The organism is Agrobacterium tumefaciens (genome assembly GCA_025560025.1).
GTDB lineage: Bacteria > Pseudomonadota > Alphaproteobacteria > Rhizobiales > Rhizobiaceae > Agrobacterium.
Genome location: CP048485.1, coordinates 2,276,463 through 2,297,995, shown reverse-complemented (window position 1 = coordinate 2,297,995; position 21,533 = coordinate 2,276,463). Strand labels below are relative to the sequence as shown.

The following is a 21,533-nucleotide window of genomic DNA, read 5'->3' as shown; positions in this document are numbered from 1 at the left end:
CGGCAGCGAGCGCGCCCGATTGTCCTATAGATAGCGCTCGCTCTCTTCCTTCGACAGCAGGAAGACCCTCATTTGCGAGTTTCGCCCGCGAATGGCGATTTTTTCGCTTCGCAGATCGGCAATCTCCTGCCCCGCCTGGAGAATGGCGGGCTCGGAAACGACAATGGCGGCGCCAAATTCCTTGGCCTTGGACTCCAGCCTGCTTGCCACGTTCACGGTGTCGCCGATAGCCGTCAGGGTTTTTGCGGCGCCATAGCCCATGACGCCGACGATGGTTGGGCCGGCATGGATGCCGACCACCACATCCAGCCGGACGGCAAACTGCTTTTCCAGACCCTCGTTCAGGATCGAAAGTTCCCGCAGGATGATCGCGGCCGCCTTCATGGCATTGCGGCAGGCATTTTCCGCGTTATCGCCAAGTCCGAAGAGAGCCATGGCACCGTCGCCGATAAATTTGTCGAGATGGCCGCCAGCCTGTTCGACGGCCTGACCGACGATGGTGAAGTAGCGGTTCAGGAGAAATACGACGTCATAGGGCAGCTTGGCTTCGGAAAGCGTGGTGAAATTGCGCAGATCGCAAAAGAGGATGGCGATCTCCTCTTCCGTGCCGGGTCGGGCGGGTTGGGCATCCGGCGGCAGGTCGCTTTGCTGCGGCGGCGATACGAGAAGCGCCACCCCAAGATCGTGGGTGGGCCGCAACTGGCAGCCGAGGCGCACATCCGAATCGGCGTGGATACGTCTCAACGTAGTTTGCTCAATATCTCCGGGAGGCGGAAGCGGGCCCTTGCTGCCGACAACTCTGACACGGCAGGTCGAGCAGCGTCCTTTGCCGCCGCAGACGGAATAATGCGGGATGCCCGCAAGCCGGCTGGCTTCCAGAATGCTGAGCCCGGCCGGCACGCGCGCCTGTGCGCCATGTTCATAGCGGATTTCTATGGCCGTCAGCCGTTGCCGGAAGCTGCGCACACCGCGCAGCACAAATACCAGCATCACCGCGCCGGCGAACAGGGTCTCCGTCGCGCCGGTGATGAAGCGGATCCGCGTCTCCATTTCCCGTTGCAGCGGCAGTTCGTCTTTCTGAATGGTATTGTCGGTCAGCCCGGGAGGAAGGGCGTATTTTTCATCAATCTCCGCCAGCCAGCGACCGGCATCGCTAAAACCCAGGAGTGCCAGAAGCGGCAGCATCACCGCTACCGTCATGAACAGCCCCGCTATGCGTGGATACCAGTCCCGGTATCGCAGCCAGAAATAGAGGCCGATGCATCCGTGGACCCAGATCACGATCAGTGCGAGGCTTTGCCACATGCCCTGTATCGGGTTGTTGATCCATAGCCGGCGGATGACCGAGTAGTAGCCGACATCAATGCCATAAAGCATATGCGATACACGGATATTGACGGCATGGCCGATGATCAGAAATGGGATGGACAGGCCGAATATGACCTGGAGCGCTTCACGAAGCGGCATGCGCAGGGTTCGACGCTGATAAAGCGAGCGCAGAACAAGACAGACATGCACTACAACCGAGCCATAAAAAAGCAGGCTGCTGACGGGATTGAGCCAGATCAGGCTGAACCATTTTCGCGCCCGCTCAGCGGTATCGATGGAGATGAGTGCAAGGGAATGGTTGAAAAGATGGGAAAAGACGAAAGCAAATATGATGAGGCCGGATAAAATCCGGGCGCGTCTCAAATTGGTCTCCGAAAAGAAACGGATCATGCAAATCCCATCAGATGGTCATTCGGCGTAGAATCATCATGTAATATGTGGTGGCAATCCCCTTAGTGCAGGCCGTCTCGTGGCAATATCGTGGAGCAATTGATCCGGACCGGTCAATTGTGCGTGTTCGAATGCCCGCCGCATGACGAAGGGTGTTGATCAGAATTTCGAAAAACCGTCGGGCAGATCAGGCCGCAGGCGACGTCAAATCGTGCTCAGAGCTGGATGATCTGGCCGTCCATGGCCGCGAACGCGCCGCTGAACAGGGCTTTTGCCTGTTTTTCGATATCGTCCAGCTCCTCGTCGCTGCGGCTTGGGGCATGATGGATGAAGCCGACATTCTTTGCGCCCGCGAGCTTCGCGAGGCGGATCGCCTCCTGCCAGGATGAGTGACCATAGCCGCGATAAAGGCCCATTTCCTCATCGGTGAACATGGCATCGTAGAGAAAAAGATCGACGTCCCTGATAAGGTCGAGGACATTGTTGTCGGTGCTGCCCGGCTCATGTTCGGTGTCGGTGATGATGGCGAAGGATTTTCCTTCCCAATCCAGGCGGTAGCCGATGGCGTTGCCGGGATGATTGAGCATTCCGGTTCTGATCGAGAGTCCCGGATGCACATCCAGAGCGTCGCCCGGCATGAAGTCCCGCGTCGCCATTTTTGCGCAGCAAACCTCCAGCGGCACGGGAAACCACGGCGGACTCATGAATTCCCTGAGCATTTGCCGTGTTGTCATGGCACCTGCGAGGTGGCCAGACCAGATGGCGACATCGTTGCAGCTGTTATAAAACGGCTTGAAATAGGGAAAGCCGACAATATGGTCGTAATGACAGTGCGAGAAGAACAGGTTGACGTCGGTCACACCTTCCGCCCGCAAGGCCAGACCGGCGGGATGCAGCCCTGATCCTGCGTCGAACAAAAGAACGTGATCGCCGCATCGTACCTCGATGCAGATGGTATTTCCGCCGTATTTTCGGAAGTTTTCACCTGAAACAGGAAGCGTTCCCCGCGCACCCCAGATCTTTACCCGAAAATTTCTATTACTTTCCCGACTTGCTGTGTCGGAATCGAACGCCATGACACACCCCAATAACAACGGAATCTTGCACGCTTTCCTCCCATGAAGCCCGTTGTCTCTAAAGATTCTTATATCCGCCCTTTTTTGGCGGATGCCTTTACCCCTTATTCAGTCAGCATTTCATTTATATTGCAATGGTGCGACATTTATTTTTCCAATATCGCCCGTCACGGTAGCAAGGAATTGCTGCTCATGTTCTGGCGTTTGCGCGCGCTTTGCTCAGTTCCGTCGTCGTCTGGGTGAGGCGTTCGGCAAGAACGCGCATGACCTTGATGGTAATGTCAGGGAAATCCGACATGAGCTTGAAGAACTGCTCCTTGCCGATCCGCAGGGCTTCCACATCGGTCGAAGCGCGGATGGTTGCCGTTCTGACGCTGTCACAGAGGATGGCGATTTCGCCGACGATGGCATTGCCGGTCATTTCGGCCACTTTCAGCGTGCCCGATGGAGAATCGACCAGAACATCGACTTTTCCGGTCAAAAGAACATAGGCGGCATCTCCAACATCGCCCTGCCGGAACAACACGTCGCCGGTGTGATAGGACACCCGATCGGAGGCAAATGCGAGTAGTTTAAGCTTCGACGGTTCCATTTCCGAAAAAAATGGGACTCGTTTCAGCATTTGAATTTCGTCTTTGAATAGCATCGTCTTACCCTGTTCCTGTTCCACCTCGGCCACTTCTTGGATTTATGTTGCGACCATTTCCTTGAATGTACCGTTTTCCTCAGCGAGAGTCTCGTAACTTCCGTCGGCGGTGATCAGGCCCTGGTGGACAACGATAACCCGGCCAAACATGCGCGAAAGCGTTGCATTCGACAGAACCCATACGATCGAGGGGTTATTGTTGTTCTGTTTCAGGAATGTGATGACCCGTTCGACAATTTCCTCCTGCTGTCGGGGATCAAGGCCGGGAAGAGGGCGGTTGAAGACATAATAATCGGACTTGCGGATCAGCGCCCTTGCAAGGTTGAGTTTCTGGCGCTGGAGCGGCCCGAGCCGCTTGCCGCCGGCGCCGAGGTTGAAATCCAGACCCACTGCCAGAACACGCTCGTAAACGCCCTGCTTGCGCATGACATCCGCGACAATGCGGGTGATGCGCCGCGATGCGTCCGTATAGCGGTGGCTGACCTTGCCGAAGAGAATATTGTCCAGGAGGCTGGTGGCGCTCATGTATTTTGTCGGATCGTAGATTTCGATCACGTTCTTCAGGCTGTCGGGCAGGTTTTCATGGAACATGTGCCGGACTTCGACGATCCGGTTCATGATCTCCGGTGACAGAAGGCCGAAACGCTGCCTGGGCTCGATGTAAAAGAAGCTCAGCCGCAGCATCGCACGCTTTTCGCTTTCATTGGCCTCGTCGAAACCCCGGCCCTGAAGGCGTTGCAGCATTTGCTGATAGACCGGAATGTCGTCAGGCGTCATGAATGTGAGCTGCTGGAAGAACGGGTGGTCCCCCGGCAGGTCGGCGAAGATTTCCACGATGTTTTCGGCAATCGTGTAACCCATCTCGAACAGGACTTTGACAAGGCCGGTCTCGCGCATCAAGGATCGGAAATAGTCGCTTTCGATGATGGTCCTGATCGTCTGGGTGGAGTCGCGCATGGTGCCGAACAGCAGGTTTTCGCCAACCGTCGCCTCGCTGTTGTAGCTCTCCAGTTCGAAGGGCGCGATGAGGCCGCTGAGATTCTCCTTTTCCAGTTCGGCGCGCAGGACATGCCGCAGTTCCACGATGCGGGCGGCAAGATGCAGGTCGGTCAGAGGATCGATCGACGAACGCAGCGCAAATTCCAGAATATCCTGCGAGAGCTCGACGCTATCGAGAACGGCAAGAATGGCCTTGATGAGGTTTTCCGGTCTGCCGTCACCCGCTGGGCTGGCGGCATAGTCGATCCATTCGCTGTTGATGTCGATCAGCGGATTGCCGGCCAACTTGGCTTCCCGGATCTCCCATTTGCGATGTTCGAGCGCCGCACCCTCATAGTCCTTATCCGCAAGCGGGGCGTGTTTGAGGCCGTAAAGCAGGTTATCCATCAGGCTGGCATGGAAAAAATAGCTGTCGGAAGACACATAGGAGATGCGTCGTCCCGTCAGCGATTCCGGCAGTTCCAATATGTCGACATCGTTGATGCTGATCTTGCCGGAGGTCGGCCACAGCGTGCGGCCGATCGCATCCGCCAGCGCCTCTGCCCCGGAGCCGCCGACGATGGCGATTACCTCGCCTGGCTCGATTTTCAGCGATGCCTGCTCCAGAAGCCGGCTGCCGCTATCGTCTTCGAGCGTCAGATTGGTGACCACGATCGGTGCGGTGATTGCCGCCACCGTTCCCGGGGACAGCTTCTGCACTTTTTCGTCGATCATGTTCGGGGCATCGAACTGTTCGAAGACCTGCTCGTATTTAACCTGGACATCCTGACGCGCCTGATCCCAGTCGATCAGCTCCTTGAGCGGTCCGGGCAGTTCCTTGTAGGCGTTGATGACCGCGACCAGCTGGCCGACATCGAGGCTGCCCTTGAGGGTGAGATAACCGCCGAGCGCATAAAAGAAGAAGGGGGTGAGCTGTGCGAGGAAGTTGTTGATGAATTTGACCAGGAACTTCCACTGGTAGAGATCGTAGCGAATCTTGAAGATATCGCCCAGCCGGTGGGAGGCGTCGGCTCGCTCGAAATTGGAGGTGTCATAGGCGTGGATGGTGCCGATGCCGTCGACCATTTCGCCGATGCGTCCGGCAAGCTGGCGCGCGCTCAGCTGCCGTTGCCGACCGAGTTCGATGAGCCGGCGGCGCATCTTGGGGATGATGCCCACCTGAATGGCGGCCATGAAGGCGGCAATCAGGCCCAGCCAGAAATTCTGCACGAGAATGAAGAAGAGGGCAGAGAGCGCCTGACCACCGAGAAGCGCCGGCTGTACGAAGGCGTCGCCGGTAAATCCGCCCAGTGGCTCGACCTCATCCTTCACCATGCTGGATATTTCGGCGCCCTTGACCCGCTTGAAGTGGGTGGGCGGAAACCGCAGGATCTTGTCGATAAGCTCGAAGCGGATGCGCCGGAGCAGCCGTTCACCGAGGCGGCCCTTGTAGGTATTGATGTAATATTTGAAAAGGCCGTTGATGATGACAAGCGCAAGGAAGGTGAGGCTGAGCGCCATCAGCATCGACATGCGGTTGAGTTCTAACCCCGGGAACAGTGTCACGGTTCCCCAATAGGGAATATCCACCGTGAGATGCATGAAAAGCTGCGTCGCGTTTGCCCCTTCGAAGCCGTCCCCCTGAATAGGGCCGTTGACAATCTGCTTGGGCAGATCGAAAGCCAGGAAATAGGGGATCATGGACAGGGCGACGATCAGCAGGATGAAAAGCTGCTGCCGCCTCGTATGCGACCAGATGTAACGCGTAAGGCTTTGTTCCATATAAAACTTCTATGACCTGTCGGGCCGGGCCCGGCGTGTTGGTTTGCGCGGTGTCAAGACGGTCAGGCTGCCGGGCGGCGGAACCTCCTCCTGCAAATAGGTACGGGACTCGCTATTTATCAGTATATTCAAGCGGTTTCGAGCAAAATAGCGCTCGTGTCGAGCGCTTGCCGGTCTTTGCCGTGATCATGTTGCCGCGCGTCTTTTGATAGTTGTGAAGGTCGCGATATGTTTAGATTTTTCTAATGTTACTATTTTTATTGTAGAACAGGCGTTAAGACGCTTCGGTATAGTGATCCCGTAAATGGTTGAGCCAGACACTGGCGCAATGATGGCAAGGTCAATGGCAATAGATATTTCTGAGCGTGCAGGCAGTGAACCTTCCCTTGATACGTTGTCGCTTTTCGGCATTGCATCGGATGGGTCGATGGCACACCCGGTTTCTTTTCAAGGGTGTACGGGTATTTTCCATCCGGCACGCAAAGACGTCAAACAGGGTCACGCGGTTCTTTTCGTCAGCCCCTGGGGTATGGAAGAGCTGTGCAGCCGCAAGTTTCAGCGTGTTATCGCCGAGCGGCTGGCCGCCTCCGGCGTCGCCAGCCTTCGCTTTGACTATCATGGTGCAGGCGATGCGCTCGATCCGGAAGATACCGGCCGCGCGGCGGACTGGCTTTCCGATACGCGGGCGGCGCTCGATTATCTGAAGCGTCTTTCCGGCTGTTCCGGTGTGGTGGTCATCGCTCAGGGCCTCGGTTGTCTGATCGCAATACAGGCACTTGCCGATGCGGCGGCCGTCGGTTCTATGGCGCTTTTGGCGCCTGTCGTTTCCGGACGCGCCTATCTTCGCGAACTGGCCATGTGGTCGTCCATGATCGACGATGGCCTTGGCCTTCTCCCCGCGCAGCGCATGGCGCAGGCGGGGTCCATTGCCGGCATGGCCATGCCGGCAGGCATTGCGGACAGCATCAAGAAGGTCAATCTTTCAAATATGGATGCCGCCCCGGCACATACGGTTCTGCTCCTGTCGAGACCGGGCCGGGTGACCGACAGCGATTTTGCCAGACACCTTGCCACGATTGGGAGCGAGGTGGAGGAGGCGGAATTTTCAGGCTATGACGATCTCGTCTCCAGTCCCACGCTCTCGAAAATATCCGACGATGTGGTGAACCGGCTGGCGGGCTGGGTTCTGTCGCAGATCCGCGCCGGGAACGCAGTGGGGCCGCAGGAGGATTTTGCCGTCAACGCCTCGCATCGCGGTCGCGACTTTTACGAACAGCCGGTGCAATTTGGCGAAAGCGGGCGGCTTTTCGGCGTCCTTTGTGAGCCGGACGATAGGGAGAGTGTTTCATCGGTTCTTCTTCTCGGTGCGGCCTATGACCGGCACGCGGGTTGGGGCAGGCTATCCGTCCAGACGGCCCGCGCGCTTGCACGCGAAGGCATCGCCTCGCTCCGGTTCGACGCGGCCAATATTGCCGACAGCCCTCCCGTCAAGAACGTGCCGGATCAGGTTCTCTACGATCTTGCGCAGAATGATGACGTGTCCGCCGCGCTCGATTTCCTTGACCGGCGTGGCAATGGACCTTTGATTGCGGCGGGCCGCTGCAGCGGCGCCTATCTCGCCTTTAACGGTGCGCTTGCCGATAGCCGGATCAGCGCCGTGGTTGCGGTCAATCCGGTTGTCTTCCATTGGCAGAAAGGGCGCTCGGTGGATGAGGCGCTGCACAAGCGGCCGCGTTCCTTCGGTGAGTACAGCCAGCGTTTTCGCCAGGGCGCGACATTCAAGCGCCTCATCAGCGGTGATGTCGATGTGATGAGTGCCGGACTGAACATCGGCAAGGCGACACTCAAGAAGCTTTCGACAAAAACGGCGAGGCTTTTCCGTAAGGGGAGCGAAGAAGGGCGTGCCGTCTATGGCGCTTTTGAGAAACTTAAAGCGCAAAACACCGCCATCAGCCTGCTTTACAGCGACAATGACGACGGTCTTGAGCATTTCCGGTATTATTTCGATGCCGATGGCAAGGGATTATCGGACTACAGGAATGTGTCGCTGACCATCATTCCCGATGCAGATCACAATCTTTCTACGCCCGAAGCGAAAAAAATCTATATCGATACGGTGAAGCGGCTGGCCCTAAAAGGAAAAACGCCGGCTTGACCCGAGTGACATCACCTCGCCCGTCGGTGGCGTTTCGGGTGTTGCGGTATCCGGCAGAAGGGTGATTTTCTTGCTCTCGCCGGGAGCGAGGTGGAACCAGTTTTCCGAGGCGCGGTACCCTTCCGTCGTGATATGGACGGATTGGGCCAACCGGTCGGTGCCGATCTCGAGCGACCACACCCCTTTTTCCTCACTTGCTCCCAGCTGAAGATTGGCGGCATGCAGCGCCTTTTTCCGACCGAGCGGAAAATGGAATGCGTCGGCGATGACAAGCCCGGTCGCGACATCACGAAGCCGGGCCACGGTGACATCATGGGATGGCGGGCCGAAACGATAGGCATAGGTCGTATCGAAAAAGGCGCCGAACAAATCGGTTGCGGCGATTGTCTGGCCCTGTCGTGGCAGGAGCTTAAGCGGCCGTTTGGCGTGGACAACGGGTTGCGTGCCGTCGCGCAGGCAGGTCAGTTCCAGCATGGCTTCGAGGCCATTGCCGGTTTCATTGATCAGATGAATGTCCAGCCCGTTGGTGCCTTCATCGGAAAGACTGACCTGCACCGGGCGAAACGCTCTCTTCAGCGCATGCCAGACGGATTTTGGCCTGCCGGTGGCGTCAATGACACCCCAGCCCGTGCCGGGAACCAGATCCTGCAAGGTCCAGACCAGCGCGCCCCGGCAGGAGGAGGCGTCACGCCGCCATTCGGCGAAGGTTGCTTCCATGACCTCGGCGGTGGCGGCGCGGGACATGTCGAGATAGAGGCCGCCATCCTCGCGGCGCAGCACATCCGGTTCGACCTCGTAAAGCAGTTTTAGATAATGGTCGCGGACATCCTCGAAATCCCAGGAGGCGCCGCGATCGCGTGGCGCGCGGGCCTTCCATCGCGGATCATGCACCGCCAGTGCGGGAAGATGTCTGTCGAGTGTTTCCTGTTCAGGGATATTGGCGAAGGCGAGGCATTCGGCGGCAAAGCGCACATCGGCACGGCGGGCGTCTTCAAGCGGGCGGCAATAGGCGCCGACGCCATAATAATGGCCGATCCCGGCATTGGGGAAAAACGGCAATGCGCCGCCTGAGGGTGAATTGGCGACATAGACCGCGTCCGGCCGTTTCTCGGCCACCACGTCCGGCAGGATTTCTTCAGTGAGCATTCCCTTCCAGATCTGCTCCGGCAGACCGAGCATTGCGCCCTGCTGGTACATTTCGCTGCCACCGCAAAAAACGGTGAGCGAGGGAGAAAGGGCAATCGCCTCAAGGAACTGCGAGATTTCCGTGACGATATGCTGGTGGAGGGCCTCATCTTTTGCCGGGTAATCGAAGTTGGCGAGCATGGCGTCCTGCCAGACCATGATGCCGAGTTCGTCGCAAAGCGCGAAGAATTCCGGCGTCTCATAGGCCATGGTTCCGCCGACACGGATCATGTTCATGCCGGCTTCGGCCGCTTTTTTGAGCCACGGCTTGTAATCCGCCCTCGATCCCGGCAGGCGTACAATATCTGCCGTTGTCCAGACCGCGCCGCGGCAGAAGACGGATTGTCCGTTTATCCTGAGCCCGAAACCGTCGCCGTCTTCGCCTTGATCGATCTCCAGCTTTCGGAAGCCGGTGCGGCCAAGCCGGTGTTGCTCGCCGTCCAGCTCCAGAAAGATTTCGTGGAGCGCCGGTCGGCCGTGCGTGTGGGGCCACCAGGTTTCGATGCCGGGTATCTGGAGTTCACCGAAGAATTTGCCGTTTTCGGCGCTCGAAAGATCGGTGCTGTAACCGGCGCAGGTCAGCCGCGCCGTTACCACGGTACGGCCTGTCTCCACGGCAATAGCGACGGTTCCCGTGCCGGTTTCATCCAGCGAGGACCGGACCGTGCAGAGTACACCCTCCTGCCTTATCAGGCTGATGGGTCGCCATGGGCCGGCGGCATGGATTTCCGGGCACCAGCCGGGCATATAGCCGAGCGCCGTGGTGCGGATCAGCCGCAGCCCTTGCGTGTTCATCATCTGCGGCCGCCAGCGGGCACGGGGTCCGGTTTTCTCCAGCCTCGGCGCAAGCGCCCGGAAGCAGATCGACAGCTCGTCCGCACCGGTCAGCTTGACTGGGACCTCCAGCCTTTCGAACATGCTCTGGCTGGCCGCAATCAACTCCCCGTTGAAGAAAATTTCGGCAATTGTGGAAAGACCATCGAAGCGCAGGATCGCCCGCTCTCGCGCATCGGAAATCATGGTCAGGCGATACCAGGCGTCCTTGTCGTTCAGGGGCACCGGGGCAAGGCTGTCGAATTTTCCGGCCATTTCCAACGCCTGCGCCACTGTGCCCGGAACGGATACGTTGAGGCTTTCAAGGGTTGCGGAAATATCGGACGGCGTCTCAAAGGCATTGGCCGGCGTCAGCGTCAGCGTCCAGCCTTCGCTCAGCAATTCCACGCTTTCACCCGGAAGATAAGTCCTCACGCGGCCTCGCTCGCGTTCGACAGTTCTGCGGCCAGGCTCTCCATCAGGCCATCCCATGCTTCCGCAGCCGGATCGAGCACGGAGGCGAGCGCATCGAACTTGCGGCGCGTCACGGCGCGGGCAAGCTGGAACTGTACGGTCTTGGCGACCTCGGAAATGCGCAATGCATGATCTCTGGCTTCAGAAAAGCCGTCCTTGTCCAGCCATTCGAGATGGCTTGCCGCCAGTTCGAAATTGGCACCGAGCTGGCGCAGCGTGTTGAAGGCATATTTATGGAAAAAGCCGAAAGGCCTGTCGGCGACCTTCTCCACCTGGGCCGGAAACACGGCCGCGAAAGCCTTGACCGGGTTGGCGGAAGGGCGTCTTGAAAAATGAAACTTCAGCAGCCGTTCGGCTGTCTTGCGGATATGGGCCGGTGAAGGATTGGTGTCCGCGAATTTTGCAAATTCCGTATAGGGCAAGAATGGCGGGTCGGTTTCCTGCAGATGATGCTGGAACAGGCCGTCAAAGTCTTCGCCCGATAAATGGAAAAAACCGGCATTGTGGAAATAGTCGAGTTCCCGCTTCGCCAGATCGAGCCGGTTGATGGCGATGGTGGTCTTGCCGTGCTCCTTCTGGTAGCCCACCCCGTGGGTATCGGGCATATAGAAGCTATCCATCTCGATCAGGCAGATGCGGCCGCGCTCCAGCTGCGCCTCAATGTGGTTTTCCACCCGGTCGAAGATCGCAAGCTCGGTGGCACGAACGCCATAAAGCGCTTCGAGATCTTCCAGCGGCACCTTGAAGAAGGTGAACTGGTCGCCTTCGAAATCCTGCGTCAGGGTGAAACCGAACATGGCTTCCGGCGGCAGGCCCCTGGCGGCCAGCACCTCGATCCACAGATCAATGTAGCAATTGGTTTCCGGCCACATTCTCTCTGAGGAATGAAGCGGATGCTGCACATAATTTTGAGGATCGAGACCGGGGAAAATCTGCTGCATGGATGATCAGCCCCAGAGCGTTTCCACGACCTTCGAAGGCCATTGCTTCACATTGAGACCGTGATGGGCAAAAAGCGCCAGCGCAATACGCTCAAGGCCGAAGCCGATACAGGCGGTGTGAGCCACGGCGCCATTGTCGAGGTTCAAGTCCCATTTCTGGCCAAAGGCGTCCTGATGGTAATTGAAGCTCATGCAGGCCGTCGGATTGGTGGCGGATGTAACGGGTATCAGCAATTCGAATTTCAGGTTCTGGTCGCGCTGGTTGTTGGCCAGCATCTTGCCCGCACGGCCGAAGAAGGGATCGTTGGCCACGTCGATGGTCACATCAAGCCCGACAGCTTCCATCATCGCCACGCCACGATCCATCCAGATCTGGCGGAATTCGGTCACATCGGCCTCCGTGCCTATGCGCACATATTCACGCATGCGGAAAAGCTGCTGACGCGCGGGGTCCTTGGATGGCTCATGGCGGAAGCAATAGGACTGGATGTCGTAAAGACCGCCGCCGGAAGGCAAGGCGCCGCGTTTGGCAATGGTCGGATAAAGTGGATAGCAGGCTGCCGGCGTCAGCACGATGTCGGTGGCTTTCTGGTCCTTGGTCCAGTCGCCGCCCTCATCCATGGTTTTCAGCAGGCTGACATGGTCGAGCTCGCAGCCGCAGAAGGAGTGGACCGTGCCGGCAAGCTGCGGGAAGCTCTTCATATAGCCGCTTTTTTCGAAATAAGCGCGGTTGATGCCCGGCGGAAAACGGATCGCTTCCGCGCCGTCGGCACCACCCGTGCGGTCGATCAGCCGTTCGAATGCGGCAATGACGTCCTCGAACTGGCCGCTGCGACCGTAAAGACCGTCTACACCCGTTTCAATCAGCAGGCCTTCTTCGAACAGGCGATCGAGAAAGGATGTTTGCATGTCCATGGTCTTATCCCAAGAGGCTGGTGTCCTGCCTGTGAACCAGGAGGAGATTGGCGGAATTACCGAGAATGCGGTCGTTGGATATCATCAGGCGGGCGGAATGCGCATCGCGAAGGTGACGGCCGAGGCTGTAGGGCGTGCCGTTTTTGTAACCCATGATACCGCAGACCAGCATGGCGTGGTCGATGATCTCCAGGATGGTTTCCGAAGAGCAGATTTTCACATTGTTCATCGCGACTGCAAAGGCCATCGACATCAGCTTTTCGGCATCGCTCTTGGTGTCTTCGTAAGCTTTGATGCCGGCAATGATGTTGGACTTGACCACCTGCAGCTTGGTGGAAACCTCGGCAAGGCGGATCGCGCCGGGCGGTGCGGTGCCGGGCGATTTCCGCGCCGCGGCTCTGACGAAAGACTGGGCGCGCAGCACCGCATCGGACGCAATGCCGTACCAGACGGCGCTCCACAGCAGGTGAGAGCTTGCAAGCATGGATTGGGCGGCGATTTCCGCAAATGGTTTCGGGAAGATCTGCACCGCCGGCGCTTCGCCGCGGAACAGGAACCCGTCCGAGCAGGTGCCACGCATGCCGAGCGTGTCCCAGACATGGGTTTTTTCGAGCGTGTACTGGTTTTTCAGAAAGACGGTCATCACCTGATCGGCGGGCGCGGCATCCTTGTGCGCACGCGAGGTAATGAGAATGGCATCGGCATTGCTGCCATAGGAAATGACGGTGGCGTCCTTCTCCAGCCGGCAGAAGTCGCCTTCGACCTCGATGGCGCAGATGGAGTTGCGCAGATTGCCGCCGATGCCGCCTTCGGTCGTTGCCGAGCCGAGCAGAAGCTGTTCGCTGGCGATGCGGCTCATGAAGCCCGCATGCCACGCGCTTGTCTCGCCGTGTTCCACAAGGCTCGATGCCTTGATGTGATGCATGGCGAAAATCATTGCCGTTGCCGAACAGGCCTGGCCAAGCCGGGCGCAGATATCGGCGATTTCCTGCAAGGAGGCGCCTTCGCCGCCAAGGGAAGAAGGAACCTGAATGCCGAGCAGGCGCTCCCGCTTCAAGGCGTCAACGGCTTCCCCGGGAAAGCGGCCGGTGACATCCACCTCGTCTGCGTGTTTAGTTGCAATTGTCGCAACACGGCCCGCGCGCGCGGACAGCGTTTCATCCTGCGGCGCTACGGTAACGTTCATCAGGCAGCCTCTTTGCCGTCCAGAATGAGCTTAACGGTATCCTCGATCGCCTTGATGCTGGCAAAGGACTTGCGGTTCAGCAGGTTGTCGGGAAACTCGATATCGAAAGCTTCCTCAATACCCAGCATCAATTGTACCGATGCAAAGGAAGAAAGGCCTGCTGCATAAAGATCCGCTTCATTCGCGATCGTATCGACGGGGGTGGGAAGCTGGCCGAATTTTGCCAGTATTTCACGAATAGTCGCATTCATTCCGACGTATCTCCCATGAATTTCATATCAGGATGGTTTGTGCTTATCGTTACGTTGCAAACGATAATATTCGCCTAAACCGTTAGGTTAATTACAACTAACGGCAGCATGCGACATTCCCGCACCGTTGCCAAGCATTGATCCGCGCCCTTGACAAATCCCGGGCGGTGTCTTTTGCTATTCACCATTCACCAGGGGTGTCCCGACAAGGGGCTGAGATTCTGCTGTTATGCGCAGTGACCCGTTGAACCTGATCCAGTTCATACTGGCGTAGGGACGGTGCAAAGACCGAAGGCCGGCTGGCGTCAAGGCGTCTGGTGTCGGCACTTCGGTATTTTCCATCATTCCGGCTCGAACTGGGTCTCCACTGTCAAACTTTGGAGCCTCATGATGAATATCGCTGCCAAGACTATCCCGCTTTCGGTCACAACCGGGCCGCATGCCGCCTCTACCAAAATCCACAAAGCCGGCATCTTACATCCCCATATCCGCGTGCCGATGCGCGAGATCGCCGTTCATCCGACGGCGGGCGAACCGCCGGTAACGGTTTACGATTCCTCCGGTCCCTATACGGATCCATCACATCCCGTTCTGATCGAAAAGGGCCTGCCGCGTCTTCGCCACGACTGGGTCGTGGCGCGTGGCGATGTTGCGGCGTATGATGGGCGGCACGTCAAGCCGGAGGACAATGGCTTTGCCACCGGCGAGCGCCTGACGCCTGAATTTTCCGTCCGCCACCAGCCGCTGAGGGCCACAGCCGGCAAGACGGTGACCCAGCTTGCCTATGCGCGGGCGGGCATCATCACACCGGAAATGGAATTCATCGCTATCCGCGAAAACCTCGGGCGCGAAGCCGTTAAGGAGAAGTTGATCCGCGACGGCGAGAGTTTTGGTGCGCAAATCCCCGATTTCGTCACGGCGGAATTCGTTCGTCAGGAAGTGGCGGCTGGCCGCGCCATCATTCCCGCCAACATCAATCACCCGGAACTTGAGCCGATGATCATCGGCCGCAATTTTCTGGTGAAGATCAACGCCAATATTGGCAATTCCGCCGTCACTTCCTCCATGGCGGAGGAGGTGGAGAAGATGGTCTGGGCAATCCGCTGGGGCGCGGATACCGTCATGGACCTTTCGACCGGCCGCAACATCCACAATATCCGTGAATGGATCATCCGCAATTCGCCGGTGCCGATCGGCACGGTGCCGCTCTATCAGGCGCTGGAGAAGGTCAACGGCATTGCCGAAGACCTCAACTGGGAAGTGTTCCGCGATACGCTGATTGAACAGGCCGAGCAGGGGGTCGATTATTTCACCATCCATGCCGGCGTTCGGCTGCATTACATTCCGCTCACCGTCAACCGCGTCACCGGCATCGTCTCGCGTGGCGGGTCGATCATGGCCAAGTGGTGTCTGCATCACCACAAGGAAAGTTTCCTCTATGAGCATTTCGAGGAAATCTGCGATATCTGCCGGGCCTATGACGTTTCCTTCTCGCTGGGTGACGGCCTGCGGCCCGGCTCGATTGCCGACGCCAATGACGCCGCGCAGTTCGCTGAACTGGAAACGCTGGGTGAGCTGACGCAGATCGCCTGGGCGAAGGATTGCCAGGTGATGATCGAAGGCCCCGGCCATGTGCCGATGCATAAGATCAAGGAAAATATGGACAAGCAGTTGAAGACCTGCGGCGAGGCGCCTTTCTATACGCTCGGACCGCTGACCACCGATATTGCGCCCGGTTACGACCATATTACTTCGGGTATTGGCGCTGCGATGATCGGCTGGTTCGGCACGGCGATGCTCTGCTATGTCACGCCCAAGGAACATCTCGGCCTGCCTGATCGTAACGACGTGAAGGTCGGCGTCATCACCTACAAGATCGCCGCCCATGCCGCCGATCTCGCCAAGGGCCATCCGGCCGCGCAGGTGCGGGACGATGCACTGTCGCGTGCAAGGTTCGAGTTCCGCTGGGAAGACCAGTTCAACCTCTCGCTCGACCCGGATACGGCGCGGTCCTTCCATGACGAGACCCTGCCGAAGGAGGCGCATAAGGTCGCGCATTTCTGCTCCATGTGCGGGCCGAAATTCTGCTCCATGCGGATTTCCCACGATATCCGTGCCGAGGCGCAGAAGGAGGGGCTGGAGGCCATGGCGGCGCGCTTCAAGGAGAGTGGCGAGCTTTATATGCCGCTCGCAACGCCCGCGAATGCCGAATAAAATGCGTGTCCTTGTCAAGGGAACGGGGGTCGCCGGTTTAACGGCGGCCCTCGAACTGGCGCGGAGCGGTGTCTCCGTCGAGGTTTCGGAGCGCAATGCCGAATCTTCTCGCGGCGCATCCTTTTATGCCGGCGGCATGTTGGCACCATGGTGCGAGCGTGAAAATGCGGCGCAGGCGGTCTTATCGCTCGGTCAGGCGGCGCTTGACTGGTGGGACGAGGCGACCCCCGGCCTTGTCGTCCGCAATGGCACGCTGGTTATCGCAACCGCCCGCGACAAAGCGGAGCTTTCACGTTTCGCATCCAGGACCAGCGGATATCGTTGGGTGGATGAGGGGGAAATCGCCGCTCTGGAGCCTGATCTTGCAGGGCGGTTTCGCTCCGGGCTTTATTTTCCAGGCGAGGGGCATCTGGATCCGCGCCTGGCGCTGAAATCGCTGCATGAGCGGCTTTGCGGCCTGGGCGTGCGGTTTCACATGGGCGTTCCGGTGGATGAACAGTCTTTCGACCGGGTGATGGATTGCACCGGCCCTGCGGCGGTGGGCGCGATTTCCGGACTTCGCGGTGTGCGGGGAGAGATGCTTTATCTCGCCACGTCAGAAGTTTCCCTGTCCCGTCCCGTCCGGCTGCTGCATCCGCGTATTCCGCTCTACATCGTGCCGCGCGAGCCCGGCTGCTTCATGGTGGGTGCGACGATGATCGAAACAGAGGATACGGGCGCGATTTCCGCCCGCTCGATGATGGAGTTCCTGAACGCCACCTATGCCGTTCATCCGGCCTTTCTGGAAGCTGAAATCATCGAAACCGGCACAGGCATACGCCCGGCCTACCCGGACAATCTGCCGAAAGTCACTGAAGACGGCCGGACAATTTTCATCAACGGCGCGCACCGGCACGGCTTTTTGCTGTCGCCGGCAATGGCGCGGCAGACGGCTGAAATCCTCTGCCAAACTCTCTCTCAAAAGGAACAGGATCATGAAACTTCTGGTGAATGGCGACGAGCTTGATCTCGCCGCTGAAACGCTGGCCGGTTTGCTCGCCAGCCTCGATTATGAAGGCGACTGGCTGGCGACAGCGGTGAACGGTGATCTGGTGCATTCGGAAGAGCGCGCCAATTATCAGCTGAAGGCGTTCGACCGTGTCGAAATTCTCTCGCCGATGCAGGGAGGCTGAGATCATGCTGACGCTTTATGGCCGCGAGGTCTCCTCCCGCCTTCTCCTCGGCACGGCACGTTACCCTTCGCCGGCGGTGCTTGCCGATGCGGTGCGGGCCAGCAAGACGGATATTCTGACGATTTCACTGCGCCGGGAGACGGCGGGTGGCAAGAAGGGCGGCCAGTTTTTTGAGCTGATCCGTGAGCTGGATCGCAGCATCCTGCCCAACACGGCCGGTTGCCACACGGTCAAGGAAGCGGTGCTGACGGCGAAGATGGCCCGTGAGGTTTTTCAGACCAACTGGATCAAGCTGGAGGTCATCGGCCATCACGACACGTTGCAGCCCGATGTTTTTGCGCTGGTCGAAGCGGCGAAAATTCTCTGTGACGATGGTTTCGAGGTATTTCCCTATACAACGGACGATCTTGTCGTGGCTGAGAAGCTGCTGGATGCCGGCTGTAAGGTGCTGATGCCCTGGTGCGCGCCGATCGGCAGCGCCATGGGACCGCTCAATCTGACGGCGCTGAAATCGATGCGGGCGCGATTTGCGGATGTACCGCTGATCGTCGATGCCGGTATCGGCCGGCCGTCCCATGCGGTGACGGTGATGGAACTTGGCTACGACGCCGTTCTGCTCAATACCGCGGTTGCAGGCGCGGGTGATCCGGTTGGCATGGCGGAGGCTTTCGCCCGCGGCATAGAGGCTGGCCATCAGGCATTCCTGTCCGGTCCGCTGGAGCCGAGGGACATGGCTGTCCCCTCGACACCCGTTATCGGGACGGCGGTTTTCTCCTGATCGTGGCCTGTCGCCGCCATCGGACATGTCACCTTTTGCGTTGACAGTGTCCCGTGGCGGCGGGATACCGGGAGAAAAGGGGAAGGGCATGGCAGCACGCAACAATCTTCTGACGGATATCGATGGCGTTTCGGTTGGCAATGTGACCGATCTTTCCCTCGGCTCCGGCGTCACCGCCATTGTTTTCGAAAAGCCCGTTGTCGCTTCCGGCTCGGTTCTCGGCGGTGCGCCCGGCGGGCGCGATACCGGCCTGCTCGATCCGGCGATGACGGTGGAAACCGTGGATGCCTTCGTGCTCTCGGGCGGTTCAGCCTTCGGGCTGGATGCGGCGGGCGGCGTTCAGGCCGGGCTGCGCGAGATCGGCCGTGGTCTGCAGGTTGGGTCCACCCGCGTTCCCATCGTGCCGCAGGCGATCCTGATGGATCTGCTGAATGGCGGCGACAAGGATTGGGGGCTGCATTCGCCCTATCGTGAGATGGGATATGCGGCCTTCAAGGCGGCGCGTGCCGAAGTCTTCGCGCTAGGAACGGTCGGGGCCGGAACAGGTGCGACAACCGCCACCTTCAAGGGCGGTCTTGGTTCGGCAAGCGCTGTCAGTTCCGGCGGTTATAAGGTTGCGGCCATCGTCGCCGTCAATGCGCTCGGTTCTGCAACTGTTGGAACCAGCCGCCATTTCTGGTCTGCGCCTTTTGAAGTGCAGGGTGAGTTCGGCGATTGCCGTTTTCCGGACCGTTTCGAGCCCGATCATACTGCCTTGCGCCTGAAGGGCGTGAACCTGACCGCGACGACGATCGGCGCGGTGGTGACAGACGCCGTCCTTACGAAGTCGCAGGCGCATCGCCTTTCCATCATGGCCCATGACGGGCTGGCGCGTGCCGTTCTGCCCGCCCATCTGCCGAGCGATGGCGACACCATGTTCGCGGCTGCGACCGGCGAGAAGCCGCTCGAGGGCGGCGCCCATTTTGCCGAGCTTTGCCATCTGGCCACCATCGTCATGGCGCGGGCTGTGGCACGTGGTGTCTATGAGGCGACGGCTTTGCCGCAGCACGGTGCGCAGAAAGCCTATCGCGATCTGCATGGCGGGGGTCTTTGAACGATGAGTGAGATACTCCCACCGCTGAAACCTGTTCTCCGTGTCGATTTTCCGCCCGGCGAGCGTCTCGGGCACGGCAAGATCGAATTGATGGAACTGATTGTCGAAACCGGTTCGATCTCGGCCGCCGGGCGGGCGATGGATATGTCCTATCGCCGCGCATGGCTGCTTGTCGACGCGCTGAACCATATGTTCAAACAGCCGGTCATCGAATCACAGCGGGGCGGCAAGCAGGGGGGTGGCGCTGCGCTGACTGCATTCGGCACCGAACTGCTTGGGCGCTATCGTGGTATGGAAAAGCGGATGAACGAGGCTTTGAGCCCGGATATCGACTGGCTCGAGGCCAACCGCAATCCGGATGCCGCCTTTAATACGGATCGAGAGCCGCCGACTTTATGATCGCATGCACGGGTTTTCCGAGGTCCAGCTGAAGGCGCTCGCGTGACAGATCGGTGATGCGCGACTGGATGATATCGCCGCCGCAATCCACCTGAACGGTCACCATGCCGTCTTCGCTGGCAGAGATGCCGGCAATCTGGCCTTCAAGAATGTTGAGCGCGCTCAGTCCTTCCGGTTTTACCAAAGCCAGCATCACATCGCGTGCCGGTATCAGCACCCTGGCCGCCATTCCCGGTTTTCCGCTTTTTGCCGGAACCTGCAGGAGTGACGAGGTGAGCCTTACGGCGGCAAGCCCATGCCTTTCATCGAAACTTTCGATGCGCCCGGAAAGGATGCTGCCCGCTTCACGCCTTTCGAGGTGGGCACTGAAATCCGGTCTCGACAGCACGTCTGCGGCTTTTCCCTGCGCCTCCACCTTGCCATCCTTCATCACCACGATGCGGTCTGCGAGGCGGGCGACCTCCTGGATGGAGTGACTGACGTAGACGATCGGGATTTTCGTCTCATCGCGCAGCCGTTCGAGATAGGGGATGATCTCTGCCTTTCGTTCCTCGTCCAGCGAGGCGAGAGGTTCATCCATCAAGAGCAATCGGGGCGATGACAGAAGGGCGCGGCCGATGGCGACGCGCTGTTTTTCGCCGCCGGAAAGTTTGTCCGGGCGACGTTGCAAAAGATGGCCGATGCCCAGCATCTCGACAATGCGGTTTTCATTCGCGTCCTTCGCCTTTTCCGTGGCGAACCATTTGCCGTAATGCAGGTTCTGGACAACGCTGAGATGGGGAAACAGCCGTGCTTCCTGAAAGACATAGCCGAAACGACGCTTATGCGCCGGCAGAAACAGGCGTTTCTGACTATCGGCCAGCAATTCGCCATCCAGCGAGACCTGCCCTTCATCGGGCCGCAGCAGACCCGCGATGATGCGGATCATCGAGGTCTTGCCGGAACCGGAACGCCCGAACAGGGCCGTGACGCCGCCTTCAGAGCTAAACGATGCGTCCAGCAAAAAGGAACCGAGGTGATGGCGGGTGGTGACAGAGAGCGTCATTCCATGCTTACCCGTTTTCCGATGATACGGGCCAGAAACTCCGAGACGAGCAAAGCCAGCATGGAAATCACCACCGAAACGATGGTCAGCCGCAATGCGCCTGCGTCGCCGCCGGGAACCTGCGTGAAGGTGTAGATGGCGGCAGACAGCGTCTGGGTCTCGCCGGGAATGTTGGACACGAAGGTGATTGTTGCGCCGAATTCGCCCATGGCCTTGGCAAAAGCGAGGATCATGCCCGCGATGATGCCCGGTAACGTCAGGGGCAGGGTGACGGTGAGAAACACCCAGAACGGGCTCGCTCCCAATGTTCCCGCGGCCTCCTCCAGCTTGCGGTCCACCGCTTCGATGGAGAGGCGGATTGAGCGGACCATCAGGGGAAAGGCCATGACGGCGCAGGCAAGGGCTGCCCCTGTCCAGCGGAATGAAAAGACGATGCCGAACCAGCTATCGAGAAATTGGCCGATTGCGCCCCTGCGGCCGAAGAGGACCAGGAGCAGAAAACCGGTGACGACGGGTGGCAGAATGAGCGGCAGGTGCACGATGCCGTTGAGCAGCGACTTCCCCCAGAAGCGGCCGCGGGCCAGCGCCACGGCAACCGCGATGCCGAAGGGCAGGCTGGCGAACATGGCGATGGAGGACACCCAAAGGCTGAGCCTGATCGCCGTCCATTCTTCAGGGCTGAGTGTCCACCAATGCAATGCCGTATCCTGC

The 21,533-nt window shown here is 59.0% G+C and carries 18 protein-coding genes and 1 riboswitch; of the genes, 7 read left to right on the top strand and 11 right to left on the bottom strand.

Annotated features, from left to right (window positions below; translation table 11 throughout):
* Positions 1 to 24 precede the first annotated feature (24 nt).
* The 4 genes from FY152_11220 to FY152_11205 all read right to left on the bottom strand — a co-directional run bounded on the left by FY152_11220 (position 25) and on the right by FY152_11205 (position 6,201).
* Positions 25 to 1,719, bottom strand: a complete 1,695-nt coding sequence (locus FY152_11220; protein ID UXS32632.1) for an adenylate/guanylate cyclase domain-containing protein — start codon at positions 1,717 to 1,719, stop codon at positions 25 to 27.
* A gap of 215 nt (positions 1,720 to 1,934) precedes the next feature.
* On the bottom strand, positions 1,935 to 2,636 hold the full coding sequence (locus FY152_11215) for an MBL fold metallo-hydrolase (GenBank protein UXS32631.1): 702 nt from the start codon (positions 2,634 to 2,636) through the stop codon (positions 1,935 to 1,937).
* Positions 2,637 to 2,985: 349 nt separating this feature from the next.
* Positions 2,986 to 3,441: a cyclic nucleotide-binding domain-containing protein gene (locus FY152_11210; GenBank protein ID UXS32630.1), complete on the bottom strand. Its 456-nt coding sequence runs from the start codon at positions 3,439 to 3,441 to the stop codon at positions 2,986 to 2,988.
* 42 nt (positions 3,442 to 3,483) lie between these two features.
* The gene (locus tag FY152_11205; GenBank protein UXS32629.1) at positions 3,484 to 6,201 is read right to left on the bottom strand and encodes an ABC transporter ATP-binding protein; all 2,718 of its coding nucleotides are present in this window, start codon (positions 6,199 to 6,201) and stop codon (positions 3,484 to 3,486) included.
* Between the two features lie 304 nt (positions 6,202 to 6,505).
* On the opposite strand from FY152_11205, the gene FY152_11200 reads away from it, so the two are divergent.
* Positions 6,506 to 8,356 (top strand): alpha/beta fold hydrolase, encoded by a 1,851-nt coding sequence (locus FY152_11200; GenBank protein UXS32628.1) that lies wholly within the window; start codon positions 6,506 to 6,508, stop codon positions 8,354 to 8,356.
* On the opposite strand, the gene FY152_11195 is transcribed toward FY152_11200, so the two are convergent.
* The 5 genes from FY152_11195 to FY152_11175 are packed head-to-tail and all read right to left on the bottom strand — an operon-like array spanning position 8,333 to position 14,121.
* Positions 8,333 to 10,789, bottom strand: a complete 2,457-nt coding sequence (locus FY152_11195; GenBank protein UXS32627.1) for a glycoside hydrolase family 2 protein — start codon at positions 10,787 to 10,789, stop codon at positions 8,333 to 8,335. The two genes, FY152_11200 and FY152_11195, sit on opposite strands and share 24 nt — an antisense overlap.
* Positions 10,786 to 11,769 (bottom strand): DUF1839 family protein, encoded by a 984-nt coding sequence (locus tag FY152_11190; GenBank protein ID UXS32626.1) that lies wholly within the window; start codon positions 11,767 to 11,769, stop codon positions 10,786 to 10,788. Before FY152_11190 ends, FY152_11195 begins: the two co-directional genes overlap by 4 nt.
* Positions 11,770 to 11,775: 6 nt before the next feature.
* Positions 11,776 to 12,684 carry an amino acid--[acyl-carrier-protein] ligase gene (locus FY152_11185; GenBank protein UXS32625.1) on the bottom strand — a complete coding sequence of 303 codons (909 nt, stop codon included), beginning with the start codon at positions 12,682 to 12,684 and terminating at the stop codon, positions 11,776 to 11,778.
* Between the two features lie 4 nt (positions 12,685 to 12,688).
* Positions 12,689 to 13,870, bottom strand: coding sequence for an acyl-CoA/acyl-ACP dehydrogenase (locus FY152_11180; GenBank protein ID UXS32624.1), 1,182 nt, complete (start codon positions 13,868 to 13,870; stop codon positions 12,689 to 12,691).
* Entirely contained in the window at positions 13,870 to 14,121 is a 252-nt protein-coding gene (locus FY152_11175; GenBank protein ID UXS32623.1) for an acyl carrier protein, read from the bottom strand. Before FY152_11175 ends, FY152_11180 begins: the two co-directional genes overlap by 1 nt.
* Positions 14,122 to 14,304: 183 nt before the next feature.
* A riboswitch (TPP riboswitch) is annotated at positions 14,305 to 14,416 on the top strand.
* A gap of 95 nt (positions 14,417 to 14,511) precedes the next feature.
* Here FY152_11175 and thiC point away from each other — a divergent pair.
* The 6 genes from thiC to FY152_11145 all read left to right on the top strand — a co-directional run bounded on the left by thiC (position 14,512) and on the right by FY152_11145 (position 19,777).
* Positions 14,512 to 16,335 (top strand): phosphomethylpyrimidine synthase ThiC, encoded by a 1,824-nt coding sequence (gene thiC, locus FY152_11170; protein UXS32622.1) that lies wholly within the window; start codon positions 14,512 to 14,514, stop codon positions 16,333 to 16,335.
* A gap of 1 nt (position 16,336) precedes the next feature.
* On the top strand, positions 16,337 to 17,341 hold the full coding sequence (gene thiO / locus FY152_11165) for a glycine oxidase ThiO (protein ID UXS32621.1): 1,005 nt from the start codon (positions 16,337 to 16,339) through the stop codon (positions 17,339 to 17,341).
* Complete coding sequence (thiS, locus tag FY152_11160; GenBank protein UXS32620.1) at positions 17,310 to 17,507, top strand: sulfur carrier protein ThiS; 198 nt, start codon at positions 17,310 to 17,312, stop codon at positions 17,505 to 17,507. Before thiO ends, thiS begins: the two co-directional genes overlap by 32 nt.
* Before the next feature lie 4 nt (positions 17,508 to 17,511).
* Entirely contained in the window at positions 17,512 to 18,285 is a 774-nt protein-coding gene (locus FY152_11155) for a thiazole synthase (GenBank protein UXS32619.1), read from the top strand.
* 88 nt (positions 18,286 to 18,373) lie between these two features.
* Entirely contained in the window at positions 18,374 to 19,378 is a 1,005-nt protein-coding gene (locus tag FY152_11150) for a P1 family peptidase (protein ID UXS32618.1), read from the top strand.
* 3 nt (positions 19,379 to 19,381) lie between these two features.
* Positions 19,382 to 19,777, top strand: coding sequence for a LysR family transcriptional regulator (locus tag FY152_11145; GenBank protein ID UXS32617.1), 396 nt, complete (start codon positions 19,382 to 19,384; stop codon positions 19,775 to 19,777).
* Here the strand turns inward: FY152_11145 and modC are convergent.
* Positions 19,746 to 20,822 (bottom strand): molybdenum ABC transporter ATP-binding protein, encoded by a 1,077-nt coding sequence (modC, locus tag FY152_11140; protein ID UXS32616.1) that lies wholly within the window; start codon positions 20,820 to 20,822, stop codon positions 19,746 to 19,748. The two genes, FY152_11145 and modC, sit on opposite strands and share 32 nt — an antisense overlap.
* Positions 20,819 to 21,520, bottom strand: coding sequence for a molybdate ABC transporter permease subunit (gene modB, locus FY152_11135; GenBank protein ID UXS32615.1), 702 nt, complete (start codon positions 21,518 to 21,520; stop codon positions 20,819 to 20,821). The genes modC and modB overlap by 4 nt, the downstream gene beginning before the upstream one ends.
* Positions 21,521 to 21,533 lie beyond the last annotated feature (13 nt).